The 15,701-nt window shown below is 67.9% G+C and carries 14 protein-coding genes; 7 read left to right on the forward strand and 7 right to left on the reverse strand.

Annotation, left to right across the window (positions count from 1 at the left end; genetic code table 11):
• The 3 genes from odhB to ACT6QK_RS07150 all read left to right on the forward strand — a co-directional run.
• Positions 1-1,082, forward strand: a 1,082-nt coding sequence (gene odhB, locus ACT6QK_RS07140) for a 2-oxoglutarate dehydrogenase complex dihydrolipoyllysine-residue succinyltransferase (protein ID WP_444597129.1), incomplete at its 5' end; no start/stop codon positions are given.
• Between the two features lie 15 nt (positions 1,083-1,097).
• Entirely contained in the window at positions 1,098-1,505 is a 408-nt protein-coding gene (locus ACT6QK_RS07145; protein ID WP_444597130.1) for a hypothetical protein, read from the forward strand.
• Positions 1,506-1,558: 53 nt separating this feature from the next.
• The gene (locus ACT6QK_RS07150; RefSeq protein ID WP_444597131.1) at positions 1,559-1,939 is read left to right on the forward strand and encodes a hypothetical protein; all 381 of its coding nucleotides are present in this window, start codon (positions 1,559-1,561) and stop codon (positions 1,937-1,939) included.
• A gap of 3 nt (positions 1,940-1,942) precedes the next feature.
• Here the strand turns inward: ACT6QK_RS07150 and ACT6QK_RS07155 are convergent, their stop codons facing one another.
• A complete protein-coding gene (locus ACT6QK_RS07155) occupies positions 1,943-3,157 on the reverse strand; it encodes a CaiB/BaiF CoA transferase family protein (protein WP_444597132.1) in 1,215 nt (404 codons plus the stop codon).
• 81 nt (positions 3,158-3,238) lie between these two features.
• Positions 3,239-3,505: a DUF6356 family protein gene (locus tag ACT6QK_RS07160; RefSeq protein WP_444597133.1), complete on the reverse strand. Its 267-nt coding sequence runs from the start codon at positions 3,503-3,505 to the stop codon at positions 3,239-3,241.
• A 136-nt stretch (positions 3,506-3,641) separates the two neighbouring features.
• Here ACT6QK_RS07160 and ACT6QK_RS07165 point away from each other — a divergent pair, with 136 nt between their 5' ends.
• A complete protein-coding gene (locus ACT6QK_RS07165) occupies positions 3,642-4,832 on the forward strand; it encodes an acyl-CoA dehydrogenase (RefSeq protein ID WP_444597134.1) in 1,191 nt (396 codons plus the stop codon).
• A gap of 127 nt (positions 4,833-4,959) precedes the next feature.
• Here ACT6QK_RS07165 and ACT6QK_RS07170 read toward each other — a convergent pair whose 3' ends face one another.
• Complete coding sequence (locus ACT6QK_RS07170; protein ID WP_444597135.1) at positions 4,960-5,529, reverse strand: ActR/PrrA/RegA family redox response regulator transcription factor; 570 nt, start codon at positions 5,527-5,529, stop codon at positions 4,960-4,962.
• Between the two features lie 63 nt (positions 5,530-5,592).
• A complete protein-coding gene (locus ACT6QK_RS07175; RefSeq protein WP_444597136.1) occupies positions 5,593-7,068 on the reverse strand; it encodes an ActS/PrrB/RegB family redox-sensitive histidine kinase in 1,476 nt (491 codons plus the stop codon).
• A 144-nt stretch (positions 7,069-7,212) separates the two neighbouring features.
• Between ACT6QK_RS07175 and ACT6QK_RS07180 the strand changes: the two genes are divergently transcribed.
• Positions 7,213-7,842, forward strand: a complete 630-nt coding sequence (locus ACT6QK_RS07180; RefSeq protein ID WP_444597137.1) for an SCO family protein — start codon at positions 7,213-7,215, stop codon at positions 7,840-7,842.
• A gap of 99 nt (positions 7,843-7,941) precedes the next feature.
• Here the strand turns inward: ACT6QK_RS07180 and ACT6QK_RS07185 are convergent, their stop codons facing one another.
• Both ACT6QK_RS07185 and ACT6QK_RS07190 read right to left on the reverse strand, forming a co-directional pair.
• Positions 7,942-8,475 (reverse strand): carboxymuconolactone decarboxylase family protein, encoded by a 534-nt coding sequence (locus ACT6QK_RS07185; protein WP_444597138.1) that lies wholly within the window; start codon positions 8,473-8,475, stop codon positions 7,942-7,944.
• A gap of 160 nt (positions 8,476-8,635) precedes the next feature.
• A complete protein-coding gene (locus ACT6QK_RS07190) occupies positions 8,636-9,190 on the reverse strand; it encodes a peroxiredoxin (RefSeq protein WP_444597139.1) in 555 nt (184 codons plus the stop codon).
• A 273-nt stretch (positions 9,191-9,463) separates the two neighbouring features.
• Here ACT6QK_RS07190 and katG point away from each other — a divergent pair, with 273 nt between their 5' ends.
• A complete protein-coding gene (gene katG / locus ACT6QK_RS07195) occupies positions 9,464-11,680 on the forward strand; it encodes a catalase/peroxidase HPI (RefSeq protein WP_444597140.1) in 2,217 nt (738 codons plus the stop codon).
• Between the two features lie 137 nt (positions 11,681-11,817).
• Positions 11,818-12,717 carry a hydrogen peroxide-inducible genes activator gene (locus ACT6QK_RS07200; protein ID WP_444597167.1) on the forward strand — a complete coding sequence of 300 codons (900 nt, stop codon included), beginning with the start codon at positions 11,818-11,820 and terminating at the stop codon, positions 12,715-12,717.
• Positions 12,718-12,791: 74 nt separating this feature from the next.
• On the opposite strand, the gene acnA is transcribed toward ACT6QK_RS07200, so the two are convergent.
• Positions 12,792-15,539 (reverse strand): aconitate hydratase AcnA, encoded by a 2,748-nt coding sequence (gene acnA / locus ACT6QK_RS07205; protein WP_444597141.1) that lies wholly within the window; start codon positions 15,537-15,539, stop codon positions 12,792-12,794.
• Positions 15,540-15,701: the final 162 nt, after the last annotated feature.

The following is a 15,701-nucleotide window of genomic DNA, read 5'->3' on the forward strand; positions in this document are numbered from 1 at the left end:
TGGCCGTCGAGGTGTCCGCCCCCGCCGACGGCGTCCTGACCATCCTGGCCGAGGAAGGCTCCACCGTGACGCCCGGCCAGAAGATCGGCTCGGTGTCGGGTTCGGGCGCCGCCGCTGCGCCGGCCGCCGCTGCGCCGGCCCCCGCCCCGGCTACGCCCGCCGCCTCCGCCAACAAGGGCTCGGCCCAGGTGGCGAAGAACGACACCCTGTCGCCCGCCGTCCAGCGCGTGGTGGCCGAGAACAATCTGGACCCGAAGGCGATCGCCGCTACGGGGCCGAAGGGCAACATCACCAAGGGTGACGCCCTGGCCGCCATCGGTTCGGCCGCCCCGGCTCCGGCCGCTGCGCCCGCTGCGGCTCCGGCCGCGCCGCGCCCCGACCAGCCGCGCGAGGAGCGGGTCAAGATGACGCGCCTGCGTCAGACCATCGCCCGCCGCCTGAAGGAATCCCAGAACACGGCCGCCCAGCTGACCACCGTCAACGAGGTGGACATGTCCAACGTCATGGCCCTGCGCGCCGCCTACAAGGACGTGTTCGAGAAGCGCCATGGCGTGAAGCTGGGCTTCATGTCCTTCTTCACCAAGGCCGTCGTCGCGGCCCTGAAGGAAATCCCGGCCGTCAACGCCGAGATCGACGGCACCGACATCATTTACAAGAACCACTATGACATCGGCGTCGCCGTCGGCACCGACAAGGGTCTGGTGGTTCCGGTCCTGCGTGACGCCGACGTCCTGTCGCTGGCGGGCATCGAGAAGGGCATCGGGGCGCTGGGCAAGGCCGCACGTGACGGCGAACTGACCCTGGACCAGCTGCAGGGCGGCACCTTCACCATCACCAACGGCGGCACCTATGGCTCGCTGATGTCGACGCCGATCCTGAACGCGCCCCAGTCGGGCATCCTGGGCATGCACAACATCGTCCAGCGCCCGATGGCGGTGAACGGTGAGGTCAAGATTCGCCCGATGATGTATGTGGCCCTCAGCTACGACCACCGGATCGTCGACGGCAAGGAGGCGGTGACCTTCCTCGTCCGCGTCAAGGAACTGCTGGAAGACCCGCAGCGGGCCCTGCTGGATCTGTAATCCGGTCAGCGGGCGATGGACGTTCTGGAAGTCGCCCGCTTTTCCACCATTCCCGAGGGCGAACTGGCGGTCGCCATCCTGCGCCGCCACGGCATTGAGGCGCGCCTGCCCGACCGGGACATGGCGACGATGAATCCCGATCTTCTGATCGCCATCGGCAATGTGCGTGTGGTCGCCGCCGCTGATCGCATCGCCGAGGCGCGCGATCTGATCGCCCGGGTCCGGCGCGGGGATTTCACCGAGGCGGAAGACGCGGACGGCGACTGGATGATCGACGCCGTGCCCGGCAAGGTCGGCGAACTGGATGAGGGGGAGATCAGCGGGGTTCTCGGCCACATCAAGAAGGCCGGGGTGGTGGTCATCCTTCTCGCCTTTGTCGTCTTCCCGTTGGCGAGTTGCTTCGGGATGTTGCTCGGCTACTAACCGGTTGGATTTCGACAGGTTCATTCGAGAGCGGTTCGTGCTCTCCTGAGGTCATGAACTGGATCGCGCTCACCCTCGGCGGCTTCTACCTGTTCGGCGGGCTGGTCGCCCTGCGTCAGGCGCGGATGAACCTGTTCCTCGACAAGGCCCTGGCCCAGATCAGTCTGGAGGCGACGTCGAGGGACGACCGGATCGCGGGCGCCGCGATGCTGACGGGCGCCGTTCTGACGATCCTGTCCGGGGCTGTCCTTCTGTTGCACAGCCGTTGGGCCGTAGTCGCCTTCGGCCTGTGCTGGTCGGCGCAGGCGGTCTATCTGCTCTGGGCGGTGCGGACCGAGGACTATGGCCGGCCCGCCACCATCAAGGCCTTCGGCCTTTATACCCTGGCGACCCTGGCGGTGGTGTGGTTGGCGATGGATGGGGCCCTGCGCTGAGGCTCAGCCCCCGTCGAGCGCCTTCAGCACCGCCTCCGTATCCGCGCCCAGAGCCGGGGGCGGGCGGTCGTAGGCGACGGGGGTCTTGGACAGGCGGATGGGGGAGGCGACGGTGCGGATGGGCGCGGCCAGATCGGCGCGCACCTGTTCGATCACCAGTTCGCGGTGCACCGCTTGGGGCTCCTCGAACACCTGGGCGATGGAGTTGACCGGACCACAGGGCACGCCCGCCGCCTCCAGCGTCGCCATCAGTTCCCTCATGCTGAAGCCGGAGGTCAGACCGGCGAGGGTCTCGGCCAATTGGTCCCGATGCGCCAGACGGGCGGCGTTGGTCGCGAAACGCTCGTCCTCGCCGAGTTCCGGACGACCGAGGGCGCGGCAAAGGGCGCGGTACTGGCCGTCGTTTCCGACCGCCACGATGACCGAACCGTCCGTGCACGGAAAAGGCTGATATGGCGAGAGATTCGGGTGGGCGTTGCCCATCCGTCCCGGGGATTCGCCGGAGACGAAATAGTTGGCCGCCTGGTTGGCCAGGATGCTGGCGGCCACGTCGAACAGGGCCACGTCTATATGCTGCCCTTCGCCCGTCGCCCGGGCATGGAGCAGGGCCGCGAGGATGGCGTTGGCGGCCGTCATCCCGGTGAACAGGTCCATCACCGCAACCCCGGCCCGCATGGGCTCGGCGCCCGGCGATCCGTCGGGCTGGCCGGTGATCGACATCAGCCCGCCCATGGCCTGGATCATATAGTCGTAGCCGGGCCGGGCGGCGTCCGGGCCGTCCTGACCGAAGCCGGTGATGGAGCAGTAGACGAGCCGAGGATTGATCGCTGACAGGGCCGCGTAGTCGAGACCGTATTTTGCCAGACCGCCGGTCTTGAAGTTCTCGACCACCACATCGCTGTCGGCCGCCAGTCGCCGCACGACCTCGGCCCCTTCCGGCGTGGCGATGTCGAGGGCGACGGATTTCTTGCCCCGGTTGGCGGCCATGAAATAGGCGGCGTCGCCGCGCGAGCCGTCGGCCCGGGTCGTGAAGGGCGGGCCCCACAGACGGGTGTCGTCGCCGGCGCCCGGCCGTTCCACCTTGATCACCTCGGCGCCCAGATCCGCCAGGGTCTGGGTCGCCCAGGGGCCGGCCAGGACGCGGCTGAGGTCAAGAACGCGAACGCCGGTGAGGGGGGCGGATGGCGTGGCGTGTGGCGAGTGGCGAGTGGCGAGCACGGCGGCGTCCAGGAGGCGAAGGCGTCAGGCGATCTGATGTCTAGCGGGGCGGAGACAAACTCGCCACTCGCCACTCGCCGGCTACAGCCCCGGATCCCAGACCCCGGCGTCGCGCATGCGCGTGTCCCGCGCCTCCTCGGCCCGCCCGCCCAGTTCGCCGGCCATCTCCTTGATCCCGTCAGAAACCGTGGTCTTGCAGACGCCGGGCGTCGCGCCGTGCAGAAAGGCCGCGCCCGAGAGACGCAGAAGACGGAAGCCGAAGGTCCAGGCCTGGCCCAGATGCTCGAAATAGCTCTCGCCCACCTCGCGCGGGTGGTCGGTGAACAGTCTTTTGAGCGGACCGATCATATGCGCGCCTGAACCACGGGGCCGCGCCCCTACCCGATGACGCCATTCTGTCCTAAACCGGCGCCCAGAACAGGGGCCTGATCGTCGCGTTGCGTCACGATCCGCTGATCGCCCCGTAACAATCGGGAAGAAACCCATGGCCGACGGCGCCACGACACCGCAGCAGACCTTCAAATGGGACGATCCGTTCGACCTGAACGGCCGCCTGACCGAAGACGAACGCGCGATTCAGGACGCGGCCCGGTCCTACGCCCGTGAAAAGCTTCTGCCGCGCGTGGTCGCCGCCTTCCGTGACGAGACCTTCGATCGCGCCATCATGACCGAGATGGGCGAGATGGGTTTCCTCGGCGCGACCCTGCCGGAACAGTACGGCGGATCAGGCGTCAGCCATGTCGCCTATGGTCTGATCGCGCGCGAGATCGAGGCGGTGGATTCCGGCTATCGCAGCGCCATGTCGGTGCAGTCGTCCCTAGCCATGTATCCGATCTACGCCTTCGGCTCGGAGGAGCAGAAGATGCGGTTCCTGCCCCGGATGGCCGCAGGCGAACTGGTCGGCTGTTTCGGCCTGACCGAGGCGGACGGCGGATCGGACCCGGCGTCGATGAAGACCAATGCCGTGGCCGTGGACGGCGGTTACAAGCTGAACGGCGGCAAATACTGGATCACCAACTCGCCGATCTCGGACCTGGCGGTTGTGTGGGCCAAGCTGGACGGCGTCATCCGGGGCTTCATCGTGGAGCGCGGCATGGAGGGGTTCACCACGGGCAAGATCGGCGACAAGCTGAGCCTGCGGGCCTCGATCACCGGCGATATCGGACTGAACGACGTCTTCGTGCCCGAGGCCAACCTCCTGCCGGGCGTGAAGGGTCTGCGTGGGCCGTTCAGCTGCCTGAACAAGGCCCGCTACGGCATCGCCTGGGGCGCCATGGGGGCCGCCGAATTCTGCCTGCACGCAGCCCGGGACTATGTGTCGGAGCGTATGCTGTTCGGCCGGCCGCTGTCGTCGCGCCAGCTGGTGCAGAAGAAGCTGGCCGACATGCAGACCGAAATCTTCCTCGGCTTCGAGGGCGCCTATGCGCTCGGACGGCGGCTGGATGCAGGCGACTGGATCCCCGAGACCATCTCGATGATGAAGCGCAACAACTGCGGCAAGGCCCTGGCCATCGCCCGCGAGGCCCGCGACATGCACGGCGGCACCGGCATCACCGGCGAACTCCACGTCATGCGCCACGCCATGAACCTCGAGACGGTCAATACCTATGAGGGGGCGCATGACGTGCATGCCCTGATCCTCGGCCGGGCGATCACGGGTGAGAGCGCTTTCTAGAGAGGGGCGCCCCGGCGCGCCGCGCTATGTTCGCGACGCGGTCGCTCACGACTTGAGCGCGTTGTTCGGGGGCGCGCTACCGCTCGGCTCGCGGAGCCTCGCTGCTTGAGCGCGTGCCGGCTTGGCTCTACCGCGGCGCGCGTTTGGCGAGGATGCGCTGCAGGGTGCGGCGGTGCATGCCCAGGCGGCGCGCGGTCTCCGAGACATTGTGGTCGCACAGCTCATAGACGCGCTGGATATGCTCCCAGCGCACACGGTCCGCGCTCATCGGGTTTTCCGGCGGCTCGGGCGTCTCGTCGCCCACGGCCAGCAGGGCCTTGACCACGTCATCGGCGTCGGCGGGCTTGGACAGATAGTCGACGGCGCCGGCCTTGACCGCCGCCACGGCCGTGGCGATGGCGCCGTATCCGGTCAGCATGACCACCCGCGCGTCGTCGCGCTTTTCGCGCACGGCCTCGACGATCTTCAGGCCGTTGCCGTCATCCAGCCTCATGTCGAGCACGGCGTATGCGGGGGACAGGGTGCGCAGGACGTCCGAGGCCTCGGCCACAGAACCGGCGGTGGTCACCTGAAAACCGCGCGATTCCAGCGCCCGGCCCAGGCGGGTGCGCAGCGCCTGATCGTCGTCCAGCAGCAGCAGGCTGCGGTCAGGCAGGGCGGCGATGCGATCTTCGATCGTGGTCAGGGTCTCGGTCATGGCTCCCAAGTCGGCCCGAAGGGCCGTGCGGTCAAGATGCGCGGCGATCTGTCGCGAGTTTGCTCAGCCCTCCGGCAGGTCCAGCGCCGCCCTCGGCCAGCGGACGCAGACCCGGGCGCCGCGCGTCGGTCCGGGCGGCCCGTCTCCGGCCGAAACCACCACCTTGCCCCCCGTCCGTTCCAGCAGGGTGCGGGCGATGAAGAAGCCCAGCCCCATGCCGCCCTGGCTCGGGGCGATGGGAGGCTCCGGCGTCTCGGCGCGCGATCGTCGGCCCGCCGCCCCGCGCCGCGCGCCCGAGGCCGTGCGTCGAATCTGGGCCGCCAGGGCCAGCCGCGCCTTGCCGTGCGGGCGGCTGGTCACATAGGGCTCGCCGAGACGGGGCAGGATGTCGGCGGCGAAGCCCGGCCCGTCGTCCAGCACCTCGATCTCGATCTCGTCCGCATCGACGCGGGCCGTCACCCGGACCCGGCTTGACGCGAAATCGGCGGCGTTCTCGACCAGGGCGGACAGGCCGTGGACCACCTCGGGCAGGCGGCGCACCTGGGGCTCGGGGCCGCCGTCCGTGACGATCAGGTCCGTGTCGATGTCGAGGTCGAAGCCGAGCTGGGGCTCCACCACCTCCTTCAGCAGGGCCTTCAGCCCGATCTCCGTGAACAGGGGGTCGCCGTCCTCGGGGCGCTGGGATAGCCGGGTCAGGATGTCGCGACACCGGTCGGCCTGCTGCAGCAGCAGGGTCGCATCCTCGGCCACGCCGCTGCCCGGCCGCGCCTCACGCAGCATCTCCTTGGCCACGACCTGGATGGTGGCGAGGGGTGTGCCGAGCTCATGCGCCGCCGCCGCCGCCAGTCCGCCCAGGGCCGCCAGCCTCTGTTCGCGCTGCAGGACGTCCTGGGTGGTGGCCAGGGCTAGCTCCAGCTTCTCGGCGTCGGCCGCCACCCGCCAGGCGTATGCGGCGGTGAAGACGACCCCGGTCACCAGGGCCATGCCGAGGCCGAGACGATAGAGGCCCGGCAGCACCAGCTCCGTTCCCGAAATCCACGGCAGGGGCAGGGACCAGAAGGACAGAACACCCGTGGCCATCAGGACCATCAGGCCCAGGCCGATCGCCTGACGCCCCGGCAGGGAGGCCGCGGCCACCGTCACCGGGGCCACCAGCAGAAGACAGAAGGGGTTCTCCAGCCCGCCCGTCAGGGCCAGCAGGGTCGAGAGCTGCAGGATGTCGAAGCCCAGATGCAGCGCCGTCGTCCGTCCGTCCGGCAGGCGGCTGTCGGCGCGCCGGAGCTGGAACAGGGACGTCAGATTGACCGCCACACCCACGCCGATGGCGATCATGCACTCCATCAGGGGCATGGGGAAATGCAGCAGGTCGTGGGCGATGAAGACCGTCGCCGACTGACCCAGCAGGGCCAGCCAGCGCAGGATGATGAGGGTCCGCAGAGACAGGCCGCGCCCGCGCCGGGGCAGGTCGCGCCGGCCGTCCGACAGGGGCGTGCCCGCCGTGTCCGAGGCGATATCCAGTCGGGCGGGGCTGTCGCTCATGGCGTCTCCGTCGAGCCGGTCAGGCCCTGATGTCGCAGCGGCTTCAATCGCGACCTCGACCGTCCTATAGACCGCCCCGGACGCCGTGTCGGCGCCCGTAACGTCGCGCCGCGTCTGATCCGGCCGACGCGTCTGGAGACCATCATGCCCCGTCGTTCGATCCTTCTGTTCGCCGCCGCCTGCGTCGTTCTGGCCGCGATCATCGCCGCCGCCGCCATCGCCGTGGTCGGCCTGCGCGGCGACGCGACCTCGGCCGCGCCGGGATCGGAGCAGGCCACGGGTCAGGCCGCCGTGGGCGGACCCTTCCAGCTGGTCGATCAGAACGGACGAGCCGTGGACCAGACGATCCTGAACGGCAAGTGGAGCCTGGTCTTCTTCGGCTTCACCTACTGCCCCGACTATTGCCCCACGACTCTGGCGACCCTGGCGGCGGTCGAGCAGGAACTGGGGGATGCGGCCAAGGATCTGCAAGTCGTCTTCATCAGCGTCGATCCGGCTCGAGACACGCCCCAGGCCCTGAAGGACTATCTCTCGTCAGACGGCTTCCCCGAGGGCGTCATCGGCCTGACCGGCACGCCGGATCAGGTGGCGGGCGCCGCCAAGGCCTACCGCGCTTTCTACGAGAAGGTCGGCGAGGGCGAGGCCTATACGATGAACCACTCACTCACGATCTATCTGATGGGACCGGACGGCCGCTACCGCTCGTCCTTCGCCCACGACCTGGGCCCCGAGCGCTCGGCCCAGCTCATCAAGCGGGTCATGGCGCGCGGATAGAGAAAAGGCCCGATCTCGCGACCGGGCCCATTCCCGCACAGATCACGCGCTCAAGCAGCGAGGCTCCGCGAGCCGAGCGTTAGCGCGGCGCGCAGCGGCTCAGCCCGCGAGGGCGGCTTCGGATGCCACGATCCGGCTGGCGGCGTGGACGACGGCAGCGATGCGCAGGGCGGCCTGGATGTGGGTCGAGGGGACGGCGTGCTTCTTCAGTTCGCCTTCGTGGGCGTCCATGCAGGCGCCGCAGCCGTTGATGGCCGAAACGGCGGTCGACCAGAGTTCGAAGTCGATCTTCTCCACGCCCGGATTGGCCAGGATGTTCATGCGCAGGCGGGCCGGCAGGGTCTGGTACTCCGGATTGTGCATCAGGTGCAGCGACCGGTAGTAGATGTTGTTCATGCCCATGATGGCGGCCGCTGCCTTGGCCGCGTTCATGGCCTCGGGCGACAGGACGGTCGCGGCCTGGGCCTCGATCAGGCGCACCACGGCGGGCGTGCCGATGGCGTGAGCCGAGGCCAGGAAGGTCCCCCATTTCTGCTGGTCGGTCAGCAGGGTCTCGTTGGCCAGGGAGGACAGGTTCAGCGAGATGTCCTTGGCGTAGGCGGGCAGGAGATCGCGCAGGGCGTCGAGGGACATGGGAATTCCTTGGCCGCCTGAAGATGCGGTCGTGAAAAGTGAATAATGAGCAAGATGTGAGCGAAGCCGCGCATGATCGGCTCTCAGTCAGTCAGGTGACAGGCGAGCAAGGGACAAGCGTCGGCTCACCCCTCGCTCACCAGCACTCTTCACCCGGCGCTTAGGCTGCCAGGACGTCGCCGCCGACGGGGCGGTTGCAGGCGCACAGTTCGTCGGTTTGGAGCGCATCGACAACGCGCAGGGTGTCTTCCGGCGCGCGGCCGACGTTCAGGTTGGTCACATAGACGTGCTGCACGACGTTGTGCGGATCGACGACGAAGGTGGCGCGCAGGGCGACGCCCTCTTCTTCATCCAGCACGCCCAGGGCGCGGGCCAGTTTTCCGCCATTGTCGGCGAACTGCCAGATCGGCAGCTTGTTCAGGTCGGCATGGTCACGGCGCCAGGCCAGCTTGGTGAACTCGTTGTCGGTCGAGCCGCCGAGGACGATCGTGTCGCGGTCCTCGAAATCCTTGCCCAGCTTGGCGAAGGCGGCGATTTCGGTCGGGCAGACGAAGGTGAAGTCCTTCGGGTAGAAGAAGATGACCTTCCACTTGCCCTTGAAGCTGTCCTGGGTCAGGGCCTCGAAGGCCGAGACGCCGTTTTCTTCGTGGCTGTTGAAGCCCGGCTTGACGCCGATAATCTTGAAATCAGGCAGTTTTTGACCGACGCCCAGCATGAGGCTGCTCCTGGAAAGTGGGGAGGAAAATAGGGATGCGGCGAAGGGGGAGGACGCCGCTGCGGCCCAGATGGTCCTTCGCAGGCGCGAAGTCAAATCGATCATTTCGCAAGTGCGAATAGATTGATCTTATGGTCCCTGCACACTCCGAAGGCGGACGATTATAGCAAGTGGTATAGATTTTGTTGCTTCTAACGACAAGGTTTATCGATTTTCATTCTGTCGCCCTCCGGGCTTAGGGTGGGTGATAACCCTGGTCCCAAGGAGGAAATCATGGACGGTCACGCGGGCGGAGCTACACCCCTCAACGATCCGAAGAAGGAGCCGGCGGCGCTGCGTTCCCTGCTGGGACGCACCAACCGCGACTGGTGGCCGAACCAGATCGCCCTGGACATCCTCCATCAGCAGGGCAAGTCGGGCGACCCGATGGGCGACGACTTCGACTACGCCGAGGCCTTCAAGAGCCTCGACTATGCGGCCGTAAAGCGCGACCTGACCGCCCTGATGACCGACAGCCAACCCTGGTGGCCGGCCGACTATGGCCACTACGGTCCCTTCTACAGCCGCATGGCCTGGCACTCGGCGGGCACCTATCGCACCGGCGACGGGCGCGGCGGCGCGGGCGCGGGACAACAGCGGTTCGCCCCGCTCAACTCCTGGCCGGACAACGGCAACCTGGACAAGGCCCGTCGTCTGCTGTGGCCGATCAAGCAGAAGTACGGGTCGAAGCTCAGCTGGGCCGATCTGATGATCCTGGCCGGCAATGTCGCGATCGAATCCATGGGCGGGCCGGTCTTCGGCTTCGGCGGCGGCCGGGCCGACGTCTGGGAGCCGGAGAAGGACGTCTACTGGGGCACGGAAGAGAAGTGGGTCGGCGAGGAAGGCAATGAGACCCGCATCCAGCCCGACAAGGAGATGGCGCTGGAGGCGCCCCTGGCCGCCATCCAGATGGGCCTGATCTATGTGAATCCCGAAGGCCCCGGCGGCGTACCCGAGGCCCTGCAATCCGCCCGCGACATCCGCGAGACCTTCGCCCGCATGGGGATGGACGACGTTGAGACCGCCGCCCTGACCGCCGGCGGCCACACCTTCGGCAAGGCCCACGGCGCCGGCGACGCCAAGCTGGTGGGGGTCTCGCCCGAGGGCGGCGACATCGCCCAGCAGGGGTTCGGCTGGATGTCCGGCCACGAAAGCGGTGTCGGCGACCACACCATCACCTCGGGCATCGAGGGGGCCTGGACGCCCACGCCGATCACCTGGGACATGACCTATTTCGACATGCTGCTGGACCACGAGTACGAGCTGGTCCGCAGCCCGGCCGGGGCCAAGCAGTGGCAGCCGGTCGGCAACCCGGAGGACACCCTGGCGCCGGCCGCCCATACGCCGGGCAAGCGCGTGCCGACGATGATGACGACCGCCGACATGGCCTTCAAGGTCGATCCGAAATACCGGGTCATCATGGAGAAGTTCCGCGCCGATCCGGCCTATTTCGCCGATCAGTTCGCCCGCGCCTGGTTCAAGCTGTGCCACCGCGACATGGGCCCCAAGGTCCGCTACCTCGGCCCGGAAGTGCCCGCCGAAGACCTGATCTGGCAGGACCCGATTCCGGCCCACACCGGTCCCGCCCTGACCGACGCCGACATCGCGAGCCTGAAGTCGGCCATCGCTGCGTCGGGTATTTCGGTCGCCGAACTGGTTTCGACCGCCTGGGCCTCGGCGGCGACCTACCGCGGCTCGGATCATCGCGGCGGCGCGAACGGCGGACGGCTGCGGCTGGCCCCGCAGAAGGACTGGGACGTCAACGAACCGGCCAAGCTGGCCAAGGTTCTTGCGGTCTATGAGGACATCAAGTCCTCCTCGGGTCTTAACGTCTCAATCGCCGATCTGATCGTGCTGGGCGGTTCGGTCGGCATCGAACAGGCGGCGAAGGCGGCCGGTCATGCCGTCGAGGTTCCCTTCACCCCGGGCCGGACCGACGCCTCAGCCGACCAGACCGACGTCGAGGGCTTCGCGGTGCTGGAGCCCAAGGCCGACGGTTTCCGCAACTATCTTCAGGTGCGGTTCAACGTCCCGACTGAGGAGCTTCTGATCGACCGGGCCCAGCTTCTGGGCCTGACCGCACCGGAGATGACGGTTCTGGTCGGCGGCCTGCGCGTCCTGGGCGCCAACCACGGCGGGTCGAAGCACGGCGTCCTGACCGACCGTCCCGGAATCCTGTCCAACGACTTCTTCGTCAATCTGCTGGACATGAAGACCGGCTGGAAACAGGTGGACGACAGCGCCGACGAGACCTTCCTCGGCACGGACCGGATCACCGGCGAACAGCTCTGGACGGCGACCCGCACCGATCTGGTGTTCGGCTCCAACTCCCAGCTGCGCGCCCTGGCCGAGGTCTACGCCTCGGCCGACGCCGGCGAGAAGTTCGTGAAGGACTTCATCGCCGCCTGGGTCAAGGTGATGAACAACGACCGGTTCGATCTCAAAGTGTGAGGCGTGCTGGTGAGCAAGGGGTGAGCGCGATCGCGGACGGTTCGCCGTCCCGCTCACCTCTTCGCTCACAAGCACTTTTCACCAACCCTGCCCGATAGTCTTTGCTCGCTCGATAGGGAGCGCCTATGTCCGGCCTCATGCTCCCGACATTGCGCCAGCTCCAGTATCTCAAGCTCCTGGCCGAGCACGCCTCGTTCAGCCGGGCGGCCGAGGCGGCCCATGTCAGCCAGCCGGCCCTGTCGGCCGGGGTCCAGGAACTGGAGAAGATCCTGGGCGCCCCCGTCGTCGAGCGCACGCGCGGCAACGTCCAGCTGACCGCCGTCGGCGCCGAGGCGGTCAAGCGGGCGGGCGACGTTCTGGCCCGCACCGAGGATCTGGTGGAGGCCGCACGCAACGCGGGCAAGCCCCTGTCCGGCCGGTTCCGGCTGGGCGTCATCCCCACCGTCGCGCCGTTCCTGTTGCCCGCGACCCTGCCGGATCTGAAATCCGCCTATCCGGCCCTGCGCCTGTTCATCCGCGAGGATCTGACGCCCCGGCTGATCGCGGGCCTGAAGGCGGGTCAGCTGGACGCCGCCGTCATCGCCCTGCCCTACGCCAGCGCCGGGATCGAACACGCGCGGATCGGCGACGACGAGATCCTGGCCGCCGCCCCCGCCGATCACGTCCTGGCCGCGCCCGGCGCCATCCAGCCGGGATCGCTCAGGGCCGAGGACCTGATCCTGCTGGAAGACGGCCATTGCCTGCGCGACCAGGCCCTGGCCGCCTTCGAGATCGAGGCGCCCAAGGGCGACGACATCTTCGCCGCCACCAGCCTGCACACCCTGGTCCAGATGGTCGGATCGGGGCTGGGGGTGTCCTTCCTGCCGGAGATGGCGGTCAAGGCGGGGCTGGCCGACAATCCCTCGGTCGTGGTGCGCCGCATCGCCCCGCGCGGCGACCGGGCCGCGCCGTCGCGCGAGATCGTCGTCGCCTGGCGCACCGGCTCCAGCCGCGCCGCCGAGGCCCGGCTGCTGGCCGAGGCCATGCAGCAGGATTGAAAGACGAAGGCCCGGCGGATCGCTCCGCCGGGCCTCTTTCCGTTTGCGCTATGCTCGCGACTTGAGCGCAGTTCCTACTCCGCCGCGACGGCTTCCGTTTCCGGTTCGGGGTTCGGGTCGTTGGCCACGCCGCCGGCGAGGTTGCGCAGGACGTAGGGCATGACGCCGCCGGCGCGCAGGTATTCCAGCTCGGTCTGGTTGTCGATGCGGCAGCGGACCGGGAAGCGGGCCATCTTGCCGTCCGACGGACGGAACAGCTCGACCCACAGGTCCTGGCGCGGCTTCAGACGGCCGGTGTTGGCGTCGGTCAGGCCGCGGATGGTGACGATCTCCTCACCCGTCAGGCCCAGCTTGTGCCAGCCGTCGGCCTTGAACTGCAGCGGCACCACGCCCATCCCGATCAGGTTGGACCGGTGGATGCGCTCAAAGCTCTCGGCGATGACGGCGCGGACACCGAGCAGGTTGGTGCCCTTGGCCGCCCAGTCGCGCGACGAGCCGGTGCCGTATTCCTTGCCGGCGAAGACGACCAGGGGCCGGCCTTCGGACTGGTAGCGCATGGCCGCGTCATAGATCGACATGACGTCGCCCGACGGGAAGTGCCTGGTCACGCCGCCCTCGATGTCGGGCGTGATCTTGTTGCGGATGCGGATGTTGGCGAAGGTGCCGCGCATCATCACTTCGTGGTGGCCGCGACGGGCGCCGTAGGAGTTGAAGTCCAGGGGATCGACGCCGTGGTTGGTGAGCCACACGCCGGCGGGCGAGGTCTTCTTGATCGAACCGGCTGGGGAGATGTGGTCGGTGGTGATCGAGTCGCCGAAGATGGCCAGCACCCGCCCCTCGACGATGTCCTGAACCGGCTTCGGCTCCATCGACAGGCCCTCGAAATAGGGCGGGTTGGCGACATAGGTGGAGCTGTCGTCCCAGGTGTAGGTCTGGCCGCCCGAGACCTTGATCGCCTGCCAATGCTTGTCGCCCTTGAAGACGTCCTTGTAGCGCTTGGCGAACATGGCCGGGGTGACCGACTTCTTCTGGATGTCGGCGATTTCCTGGGTGGTGGGCCAGACGTCCTTCAGGAAGACGTCGTTGCCCTTCTTGTCCTGACCGATAGGGTCTTTCGTGATGTCGATCCGCATCGAGCCGGCCAGGGCGTAGGCCACCACCAGAGGCGGCGAGGCCAGATAGTTGGCCTGGACGTCCGGGTTCACCCGGCCCTCGAAGTTGCGGTTGCCCGACAGGACCGAGGTGGCGACGATGGCGTTGTCGTTGATCGACTTGGAGATCGCCGGATCCAGCGGGCCCGAGTTGCCGATGCAGGTGGTGCAGCCGTAGCCGACCAGGTTGAAGCCGATCGCGTCCAGATCCTTGGTCAGGCCGGCGTCGGTCAGATAGTCGGTGACGACCTGCGAGCCGGGGGCCAGGGAGGTTTTGACCCAGGGCTTGGGCTTCAGGCCGAGCGCATGCGCCTTGCGCGCCACCAGACCGGCGGCGATCAGGACGGACGGGTTGGAGGTGTTGGTGCAGGAGGTGATGGCCGCGATCACGACATCGCCGTCGCCGACGGTGAACGTCTCGCCCTCGACGGCATAGCGGGGCGCGTCGGCGGGACGGCCGAAGGTCCCGGTCAGGTGACCTTCGAACTCGGGGGCGGCGGTGGTCAGGTCGACCTTGTCCTGCGGGCGCTTGGGTCCGGCCAGCGAGGGGACGACCGAGGCCAGGTCCAGCTCAAGCGTGTCGGTGAAGACGGGATCTTCCGAGTTTTCGTCGATCCACAGGCCTTGCGCCTTGGCGTAGGCTTCGACCAGGGCGACGCGCGCCTTGTCCCGGCCCGTGGCGGTCAGATAGGCGATGGTGGCGGCCGAGACGGGGAAGAAGCCGCAGGTGGCGCCGTATTCCGGGGCCATGTTGGCGATGGTGGCCTGATCTTCCAGGGTCATGCCGGCCAGAGCGTCGCCGAAGAACTCCACGAATTTGCCGACCACGCCCTTCTTGCGCAGCATCTGGGTGACGGTCAGGACCAGATCGGTGGCAGTGGCGCCTTCCGGCAGCTTGCCGGTCAGCTTGAAGCCGATGACCTCGGGGATCAGCATCGGGATCGGCTGGCCCAGCATGGCGGCCTCGGCCTCGATGCCGCCGACGCCCCAGCCCAGGACGGCCAGGCCGTTGATCATGGTGGTGTGGCTGTCGGTGCCGACGACGGTGTCGGGATAGGCGACGGTCTTCTTGCCCTCTTCCAGGGTCCAGACCGTCTGGGCCAGGTTCTCGAGGTTCACCTGGTGGCAGATGCCGGTGCCGGGGGGCACGACGCGGAAGTTGTTGAAGGCCGACGAGCCCCAGCGCAGGAAGTTGTAGCGCTCGATGTTGCGCTCGTACTCGCGCTCGACGTTCTGGCCGAAGGCCTTGGCCGTGCCGAAGTGGTCGACCATGACCGAGTGGTCGATGACCAGATCGACGGGGACCAGCGGGTTGATCTTGGTGGCGTCGGCGCCCAGGGCGGCCATGGCGTCGCGCATGGCGGCCAGGTCGACGACGGCGGGCACGCCGGTGAAGTCCTGCATCAGGACGCGGGCCGGGCGGAAGGCGATCTCGTGCTCGACCGAACCCTTGTTCTCGATCCAGGCCGCGACGGCCTTGAGGTCGGCTTCGGTGACGGAAACCCCGTCCTCGTTGCGCAGCAGATTCTCCAGCAGAACCTTCATCGAGCGCGGCAGGCGGGAAATCCCGGCCAGACCGGCTTCCTCGGCGGCGGGAAGGCTGTAATAGGCGTATTTCTTGCGCCCGACGGAAAGGTCCTGACGGGTCTTGAGGCTGTCGATCGACGGCATGGAGAGTTTTCCTCTGGTGTACGCCGCCCGACAATCCGGTTGCACTCTGGCGCGGCTTGCAGCGGGGCGCACAGGTCCCCGCCGCGCGCGTCGAAAGCCTGCTGCGGCGACCGTGCCTATAGCTCCGCTCCGGGGTCCAGTCCATGTATCCGCGTCGGGCGT

The sequence above is a fragment of the Brevundimonas sp. genome (assembly GCF_052436175.1).
Lineage (GTDB): Bacteria > Pseudomonadota > Alphaproteobacteria > Caulobacterales > Caulobacteraceae > Brevundimonas.